The organism is Ideonella sp. P3_A4, from assembly GCF_056403075.1.
The window spans coordinates 1-8,566 of sequence record NZ_JBFUGE010000250.1 but is presented as its reverse complement, the minus strand read 5'-3'; the positions used below and the strand labels follow the sequence as shown (position 1 = coordinate 8,566).

The 8,566-nt window shown below is 66.1% G+C and carries 8 protein-coding genes; 4 read left to right on the top strand and 4 right to left on the bottom strand.

Translation table 11 applies throughout. The features are described from left to right. Together AC1DYI_RS20015 and AC1DYI_RS20010 are read left to right on the top strand one after the other, a co-directional pair. Nucleotides 1–440, top strand: a 440-nt coding sequence (locus tag AC1DYI_RS20015) for a diacylglycerol kinase (RefSeq protein ID WP_477205888.1), incomplete at its 5' end; no start/stop codon positions are given. Then, nucleotides 437–1,024, top strand: coding sequence for an LOG family protein (locus AC1DYI_RS20010; protein WP_477205887.1), 588 nt, complete (start codon nt 437–439; stop codon nt 1,022–1,024). The genes AC1DYI_RS20015 and AC1DYI_RS20010, both read left to right, overlap by 4 nt. Nucleotides 1,025–1,225: 201 nt before the next feature. Here AC1DYI_RS20010 and AC1DYI_RS20005 read toward each other — a convergent pair whose 3' ends face one another. Next, a complete protein-coding gene (locus AC1DYI_RS20005; protein WP_477205886.1) occupies nt 1,226–1,564 on the bottom strand; it encodes a P-II family nitrogen regulator in 339 nt (112 codons plus the stop codon). Nucleotides 1,565–1,603: 39 nt separating this feature from the next. Further along, a complete protein-coding gene (locus tag AC1DYI_RS20000; protein ID WP_477205885.1) occupies nt 1,604–3,316 on the bottom strand; it encodes an NAD+ synthase in 1,713 nt (570 codons plus the stop codon). On the opposite strand from AC1DYI_RS20000, the gene AC1DYI_RS19995 reads away from it, so the two are divergent. Continuing rightward, a complete protein-coding gene (locus AC1DYI_RS19995; protein ID WP_477205884.1) occupies nt 3,315–4,517 on the top strand; it encodes a GNAT family N-acetyltransferase in 1,203 nt (400 codons plus the stop codon). The genes AC1DYI_RS20000 and AC1DYI_RS19995 overlap by 2 nt on opposite strands. Nucleotides 4,518–4,520: 3 nt before the next feature. Here AC1DYI_RS19995 and AC1DYI_RS19990 read toward each other — a convergent pair whose 3' ends face one another. Together AC1DYI_RS19990 and ppa are read right to left on the bottom strand one after the other, a co-directional pair. Then, on the bottom strand, nt 4,521–7,310 hold the full coding sequence (locus tag AC1DYI_RS19990; RefSeq protein ID WP_477205883.1) for a M16 family metallopeptidase: 2,790 nt from the start codon (nt 7,308–7,310) through the stop codon (nt 4,521–4,523). Nucleotides 7,311–7,473: 163 nt separating this feature from the next. After that, nucleotides 7,474–8,010 carry an inorganic diphosphatase gene (gene ppa / locus AC1DYI_RS19985; protein WP_477205882.1) on the bottom strand — a complete coding sequence of 179 codons (537 nt, stop codon included), beginning with the start codon at nt 8,008–8,010 and terminating at the stop codon, nt 7,474–7,476. A gap of 266 nt (nt 8,011–8,276) precedes the next feature. Here ppa and AC1DYI_RS19980 point away from each other — a divergent pair. Next, a partial coding sequence (locus AC1DYI_RS19980) for a sodium/proton-translocating pyrophosphatase (protein ID WP_477205889.1) occupies nt 8,277–8,566 on the top strand: 290 nt, incomplete at its 3' end.

Here is an 8,566-nt window from a genome sequence, read left to right as displayed (position 1 = left end):
TGACACGGCTGGCCCTCGGGCGCCTGTCAAAATCGGGGCCGATGAGCACCGCCCCACCCAACACCACTGCACCCAAGACACTGGGTGGCCTGAGCCGCCTGCGTCAGGCCTGGATCAACTCGATGCGCGGCCTGCGCATGGCCTACCAAGGCGAGCGCGCGTTTCGCCAGGAAACCGCGCTGGCCGTCGTGCTGGTGCCGCTGTCGTTCTGGGTCGGTCGAAGCTGGGTCGAGGTGGCCCTGCTCGCCGGCTGTGTTTGGCTGTTGATGATCGTCGAGCTCCTGAACTCGGCGGTCGAGGCCGCGATCGACCGCATCGGGCCCGAGCGCCATGTACTGTCCGGCAGGGCCAAGGACGTGGCCAGCGCGGCCGTGTGGATGGCGTTGATGATGTGCGTGAGCATTTGGGGCGCGGCCTTGTGGGCCCGCTTTATCGCATGAAGAAAAAACTCAGCATCTGCGTCTACTGCGGCTCACGCTTCGGCAACTYGCCGGCCTTCCTGGCGGCCGCACAAGCCCTGGGCCGTGAGATCGGTCAGCGTGGCTGGCGCATGGTCTACGGCGGCGGCAACGTCGGCCTGATGGGCGCGACGGCTGRTGCGGCGATGGCCGCCGGCGCCGAGGCCGTCGGCGTGATCCCCGAGCGCTTGGTCAACCGTGAGGTTGGCCACCGCGGCCTGACCGAGCTGCACGTCGTGCAGACCATGCACGAGCGCAAGAAGCTGATGGCCGAACTGGCCGACGTGTTCATCGCCCTGCCCGGCGGCATCGGCACCTTCGAAGAGCTGTTCGAAGTCTGGACCTGGCGCCACCTCGGCTACCACGACCAACCGATCGGCCTGCTCAACATCGAAGGCTTCTACGACCCGCTGCTGGCCTTCATGGACCACACTCAGCAGGCCGGTTTTGTCGACCAGCATCAGCAATCGATGCTGACTGTGCACACCGATCCTGCGGCCCTGCTGGATCAGCTGGCTGCTGAAGCCAGTCGCGCAACACAGCCCGAAGACTTCAGCAGAATCTGACCGCGCCGAACGGGGCGCGCGTAGCGCCGCCCCCTTCAAGTGGCGTGCGCGGATCTGGCTCTGCCAGTCCGCTGCGCGAGCCCCCCCCTTGAGGGGCCGAGGTCGGACATGAACAGTCCTGAGGACTGTTCGTGCCTAGCAAAGGGCCGAGCCTCTGGCTCGGCGCGGCCTGCAAGGCAGCCCCGGGAGGGGCGTGGGGGCTTAAACAGCCGCTTCGTCCGTCTCACCCGTACGGATGCGCACCACCTGCTCCACCGCGGTGACGAAGATCTTGCCGTCGCCGATCTTGCCGGTCTTGGCCGCCTTGACGATCGACTCGATCGCGCGGTCGACATCGGCATCACGCACCACCACCTCGACCTTCACCTTGGGCAGAAAGTCGACCACGTACTCGGCGCCACGGTACAACTCGGTGTGGCCTTTTTGCCGCCCGAAACCCTTGACTTCCGTCACCGTCAAGCCCGACAYCCCGACCTCGGCCAACGCCTCGCGCACTTCCTCCAGCTTGAACGGCTTGATGATGGCGGTGATCTGTTTCATGGGCGGCCTCCGTGGGGAAAGAGTCTGGTTCGGTTCGATTTAAGCACGGAACTTCGACGTGATCGGGTAGCGCCAATCCCTTCCGAAGGCCCGGTGGGTGATGCGAATCCCCACCGGCGCCTGGCGCCGCTTGTACTCGTTGATCTTGATCAGCCGGGTCACCCGTTCGACATYGGCGCGGTCGAATCCGGCGGCCACGATTTCCTCGATGCCCTGGTTGTCTTCCATGTAGCGAGCGAGGATCGCGTCCAACACCTCATAGGGCGGTAGGCTGTCCTGGTCCTTCTGGTCCGGCCGCAACTCGGCCGAGGGCGGGCGGGTGATGATGCGCTCGGGGATCACCGGGCCGATCGAGCCGTCGGCGCGCACGCTGGGCTGCTCGTTCTTCCACACGGCCAGGCGATAGACCAGCGTCTTGGCCACGTCCTTGATCACCGCAAAGCCACCGGCCATGTCCCCGTACAGCGTGCAGTAGCCGGTCGCCATCTCACTCTTGTTGCCGGTGGTCAGCACGATTGAGCCGGTCTTGTTCGACAGCGCCATCAGCAGCGTGCCGCGCACCCGCGCCTGGATGTTCTCTTCGGTCGCATCTTCGGCCAAGCCGGCGAACTGCTCGGCCAGCGCGCCGCGGAACGCATCGAACATCGGCGTGATGCCGATCTCGTCGTAGCGCACGCCGAGGCGCGCCACCATGTCGCGCGAATCGAGCCATGAGATGTCAGCCGTGTAGGGCGACGGCATCATCACGCAGCGCACCTTGTCGGCGCCGAGCGCGTCGACTGCGATCGCGAGCACCAGCGCCGAATCGATGCCGCCCGACAGGCCGATGATCGCGCCCGGAAAGCCGTTCTTGCCGAGGTAGTCGCGCACGCCCATGACCAGCGCCCCCCAGACCTGCGCCTCGACCGAGGGTACCGGCGCGACATCGCCCTTGGCGGTTCCCTCGGCGCTCACTTCGACCAGCAGCGTCGCCGCCTCGAACATCGGTGCCCGCGCCTGCAACACGCCTTGCGCATCGACCGCGAACGACGCGCCGTCGAACACCACCTCGTCCTGCCCGCCCACCAGATGCGAATACAGCAGCGGCACGCCACAAGCCTTCGCGCGCGCGGCCATGCGCGCTTCGCGCTCGTCGTGCTTGTCCTGGTGGAAGGGTGAGGCGTTCAGCACGCACAGCACCTCAGCCCCGGCTATGCAAGCCGACTCGGCTGGCTCGTCGAACCAGGCGTCTTCGCAGATCAGGATGCCGAAGCGAACGCCCTGCACATCGATCACCACCGGGCTGCGGCCGGCGTCGCGGCCCGACACGAAGTAGCGCCGCTCGTCGAACACCTGGTAGTTGGGCAGCTCGCGCTTGCAGTAGGTGGCCTGGATGCGCCCCCCTGCCAGCACCGAGGCCGCATTGAAGCGCCGCGGCAGGGAATAGGACTTCGACCTAAGATCGTGCGCATCACCCCAAGACAACGGATGCCCGACGATCAGATGCAAGCCCGCGCAATCAGCCAGCTCGGCGGCCAAGGCCGCCAGTTGCTGTTCGCAGGCGTGCAGGAACGCGGGGCGCAGCAGCAGGTCTTCAGGCGGGTAGCCGGTCAAGGCCAACTCGGGCGCGAGCACCAGGCGGGCGCCCTGCGCGTAGGCTTCGCGGGCGGCGGCGGCCATCAGGCGCGCATTGCCAGCCAGATCGCCCACCGTCGCGTTGATCTGGGCCAAAGCCACCAAAACGGTGCCTGAGACTGAGTCCGGGCTGCGCATGAGCGATACAGAGAGCGGAGCAATCGATTATGTCATTCGAGTCCATGGCGACCCGGCCGACATCGCAGCACCCGAGTGGAACGAGCTGCTTTCGGCGCAGGCCGATCCCCTGCCCTTCCTGCGTCACGAGTTCTTGCTGGCCCTGCATCAGACGGGCTGCGCCTCGGGCGACTCGGGCTGGGCGCCAGCCTTCATCACACTGCATCGCGGTGACCGGCTGGTGGGCGCCGTCGCGGCGTACTTGAAATCACATTCGTACGGCGAATACGTGTTCGACTGGGCCTGGGCCGATGCCTACCAGCGCCATGGGCTGGACTACTACCCCAAGCTGCTGGCGGCGGTGCCTTTCACACCAGTGCCCGGCCCTCGCCTGCTGGCGCGCAGCGCCGCAGACCGGCTGACGCTGATGCGGGCGCTGCGCAGCCTGGCGATGCGAAACGAGTGGTCATCGGCCCACCTGCTGTTCGGCAACGACGAAGACTTCGAAGCCGCGGACGCCGATGGCTGGATGATCCGACACGGCGTGCAGTTCCATTGGCGCAACCGTGCGGACCAGCCCTACGCYGACTTCGCCGACTTCCTGGCCGCGCTGCAACGCGAGAAGCGCAAGAAGATCCAGCAAGAGCGGCGCCGCGTGGCCGAAGCCGCCATAACCTTCGAAGTACGCGAAGGCGCCGCGATCACCGAGGCCGACTGGCGCTTTTTTCACCGCTGCTACAGCCTGACCTACCGCGCGCACGGCTCGACGCCATACCTCAACCTAAAGTTCTTTCACCGCGTCGCGCGTGAGCTGCCGCAGCACTGGCTGATGTTCATCGCGCAACGCGAGGGCCGGCCCATCGCGGCTTCGCTGGTCGCGATCGACCCCGCGCGCGGCTGGGCCTGGGGCCGCTACTGGGGCGCGACCGAGGCCGTGCCCTTCCTGCATTTCGAGGCCTGCTACTACCAGCCGCTGCAGTGGTGCATCGAACAGCGCTACCGCTGCTTCGAGGGCGGCGCGCAGGGCGAACACAAGATGGCACGCGGCTTGACGCCGACGCCAACCCGGTCCGCCCATTGGCTGGCGCATCCGCAGTTCGCCCGCGCGATCGAAGACTTCCTCGCCCGCGAGGGCGCCGGGGTCGCCGCCTACATCGACGAATTGCGCGAGCGCAACCCGTTCAAGGCACAGACAGGCGGCGAGCCGAGCCCGCCGCCCTGAGCTTCACTTGCCTTTGAAATCGCCCGCCACCGCGCTGACGAAGCGCTGCGGGTCGATGTACTTGCGCCAGGCAGCCGCGGCCTGTTCGGGCGTCACCGCCGCGATCGCGTCGTCCAGCTGYTGGGCCACGTTGAACTTGCGGCCCAGGTAGTCGTTGTTCGCCAGGCCACCGGCGAGGTTGCCGTCTTGTGCCCGCGACAGGCGGCGATAGTTCAGCAGGCCGGCCTTGGCCTGGGCAATCTCGTCGGCGGTGAAGCCGGTCTTGATCGACTTCTCGGCCTCTTCCTTGAACGCCGCCTCGACCTTGGCGCGGTTCTGCGGCGCGAAGATCGCGCTGGCCTGCCAGCCGGTGTTGGCGTCTTCGGCGTTCCAGGCCAGGCTGCTGCGCACGTCGTAGCTCAGGCCCTCGCCTTCGCGGATGCGCTTCCACAACCGCGAGTTGCCACCGCTGCCGAACGCGAAGTTGGCCACCATCAGCGGTGCCTGGTCCGGGTCCAGCTCCTTCAGCGGCAACGGCAGGCGAACCATCATCGTTGCGTTCTGCTTGTCCGGTGTCTCGAACGACAGCCGGGCCGCGGGCGCTGCCACCAGCGGATGCGGCACGCGTTTGTACGCAGCCGACGAAGCCCAGCCGGCGAATGCCTTGTCGAGCGCAGCGCGCACGGCCGGCACATCCATCGAGCCCACCGCCGCGAACTGCGCGCGGCCGACGCCGAGGAAGCGCTGGTGGAAGGCCTTGATCTGCGCCACTGTCGCTGCCTTGACCTCGGCCACTGTCTCGTCGAAGGTGCGGGCATAGCGCAGGTCACCCTTCGGGTACGGGTTGCCATGGCGGTCGAGCGCATCCTCGGCGATCACCTCGGGCTCCTTGCGGCTTTGCTCGACGGAGGAGATGACCTGCTGGCGCACCTCGTCCAGCCCATCGGCCGGGAAGGTCGGCTCGCGCAGCATCTGGCCGACGAGATCGATCACGGCCGGCAGGTTCTCGCGCGTGGTGAGGATGTTGGCCATCAGGTGGTCGGCCGAGCCGCCAAACTGGATCTCGGCCTTCAGCGCCGTCATGCGGTCCTGCAACTGCTGGCGGCTCATCTTCGCGGTGCCCTTGTCCAGCATCGCGGCCAGCAGTTCGGCTGTCGTCGACTGGCCCTTCAGGCTTTCCTCATCGCCCAGCCGCAGCGAGATCTGCGCGTTGACGACATCGCCCCGCGTGGCCTTGGGCAACAACGACACCTTCAGCCCCGGCGCCACCTCGAAGCGTTGCGTACGCGCCTCGATGTTGGCCGGCGAAGCATCGAAGGCCTCGACCTTGGCGATCGTCTCGACCGGCTTGAAGCTCTTCAGCTCTTCGGCGACGTTGACGTTCTCGGGCTTGGGTGCCCGCGTCGGCTTGTCGGTCGGCACGAAGGTGGCGAGCGTGCGGTTGTCGCGCAGGAAGCGCTCGGTTGCGACGCGGTTCAGGTCCGCCGCAGTCACCGTCTTGACACGGTCACGCAGCAGGAAGAACAGGCGCCAGTCGCCTTGCGCCACGGTCTCGGACAGCGCGACACCCACAGTCTCGGGGTCAGAGAAGCGCAGGTCCCAGTCCTTCAGCCACTTGGCGCGGGCACGGTTGACTTCTTCTTCGGTGATGGGCTGCGTCGTCACCGATTCAACGGTTGCCAGCAGTGCGTCGCGTGCCTTGTCGGCGTCCTGGCCCGGGGCCAGCTGCGCGCCGAAGAGCGCAAAACCCGGGTCGGCCAGCGCGGCGTTCCATGAGAACACGTTGGCCGCCAACTGACCTTCGACCAACTTCTTGTGCAGGCGGCCGGACGGCACGTCGCTCATCACCAGGCCGAGCAGCTCGACGGCCGCTGTATCGGGGTGCGCGCCGGGCGGCACGTGGTAGGCCGCAAACTGCAGCGGCACGCCGCCGTTGCGGCGCAGCGTGATCGCGCGTTCGCCGTCCTGTACCGGGTCGATCGTGTAAAGGTGCGGCAACGTGCGCTTGGGCGCCGGGATCTTGGTGAACTCGGCCTGCACCCAGGCGATGACCTTGGCCGGGTCGAACTTGCCGCTGACGATCAGCGTCGCGTTGTCCGGCTGGTAGTACTGGTGATAAAACGCCTGCAGGCGGCCGATGTCGACGTTCTCGACGTCGGCGCGCGCACCGATGGTGTCGTGGCCATAGTTGTGCCACTGGAACATCATCGCCAGCGTCTTCTCGAACAAGATGCGCGACGGGTTGTTCTCGCCCATCTCCATCTCATTGCGCACCACCGTCATCTCGGTGTCCAGGTCACGCCGCGCAATGAAGCTGTTGACCATCGCGTCGGCCTGCCAGCCCAGGTACCAGCGCAGGTTGTCTTCGTTGGCCGTGAAGCTGGCGAAGTAGTTGGTGCGGTCCAGCCAGGTGCTGCCGTTGGCACGCAGGCCACGCTTGGTGAACTCGGCCCAGGCCTTGGGGTACTTGGGTGAGCCCTTGAACAGCAGATGTTCCAGCAAGTGGGCCATGCCTGTCTCGCCGTAGTTCTCTTGCCGCGAGCCAACGCGATAGGTCAGGTTGACCGTGGTGGTGGGCTTCGCGTCGTCGGGTGCCAGCAGCACCTGCAGACCATTGGGCAGCTTGTATTCGACGATGCCCTCGACGCTGCGCACAGGCTGCAGCGTGGCGCCTGCAGGGGCAGCCGGCGCGGTGGCGGCGGGCTTGCCGCGAGGCGGCGTCTTGGGTTGCGGCTTGCGGGCGGGGGCAGCTTGTGCCGAGCAGGCCAGCATGGCGCTGGCCGCGATCAACCACCCGGACGGGATCTTGCGCATCGGTTCGACTCCTGATCGAAAACTTCGGCGCCACAAAACAAACGCCGCCCGTAGGCGGCGTTGCGGTATGGCGCCGCGGCCGCCTCCATCAGGCGGCACGCCAGCGCTGACGATACCTCAAGGCAATCGGCGTTTCGGCGCCTTGCCTAGTCAGGTAGTCTGGTCAGGCCTGCTTGGCCTTCCAGTTGGCCTGGCCGGTGCGCACTTCTTCGAGCGCAGCGTCCTTGCCTTCCCAGCCCAGCACCTTGACCCACTTGCCGGCTTCGAGGTCTTTGTAGTGCTCGAAGAAGTGCTGGATGGTCTTCAGGCGCAGCGGGTTCAGGTCTTCAGGCTTCTGCCACTGGGTGTAGATCGACAGGATCTTGTCGATCGGCACGGCGAGCAGCTTGTTGTCACCACCGGCCTCGTCGTCCATGCGCAACATGCCCAGCGGGCGGCAGGTGACCACCACGCCCGGGATCAGCGGCACCGGCGTGATGACCAGCACGTCGACCGGGTCACCGTCGTCAGCCAATGTTTGCGGGATGTAGCCGTAGTTGCACGGGTAGTGCATCGAGGTGGCCATGAAGCGGTCGACGAACAGCGCGCCGCTGTCTTCGTCCACTTCGTACTTGATCGGGTCGGCGTTCATCGGGATCTCGATGATCACGTTGAACTCTTCGGGCGCCTTGGGGCCGGGGGTCACGTTGTGCAGGCTCATGGTGTTCTCGGAAGGTGGCGGTTGAGCGGGAAAACCCCGATTCTACGAAGGCTGCTGACAACGGCCTTGCCCTTTCCCCTCTGCTTGCAGACACTGGCCGCCGCCCATGCTGCACCGCAGGAAAACACCATGCCGGGCTGCAGAAGGTACCCCTTAGCATCGTCGCGCGCCCTTTCGGGCAGCCAAAAGCATGCCCCGGCCTTGCGGGCGCAACGCACCAAGTAAGTGTCAGTGAGCGGAAGGAGAACCCTTTGATATCGAACACCATGGCGCTGTATGTGGCGCTGGCGTGCGGCCTCGCGGCTGTGCTTTATGGCTTCATCCAGCGCAGCTGGATCTTGAGCCAGGACGCGGGCAATGCCCGCATGCAAGAGATAGCGGGGGCTGTGCAGCAAGGCGCGGCAGCCTATCTAGCCAGACAGTACAAGACCATCGCGATCGTCGGTGTGGTGCTGGCGGTGCTGATCTTCATTGCTCTCGACGCCAAGACCACCATTGGCTTCGTCCTCGGCGCAATCCTTTCTGGTGCSTGCGGCTTCATCGGCATGAACGTGTC

Coding starts and splice junctions, on each gene's coding strand:
- ppa (WP_477205882.1), bottom strand. CDS start 8,010: ATGAGCCTGCACAACGTGACCCCCGGCCCCAAGGCGCCCGAAGAGTTC.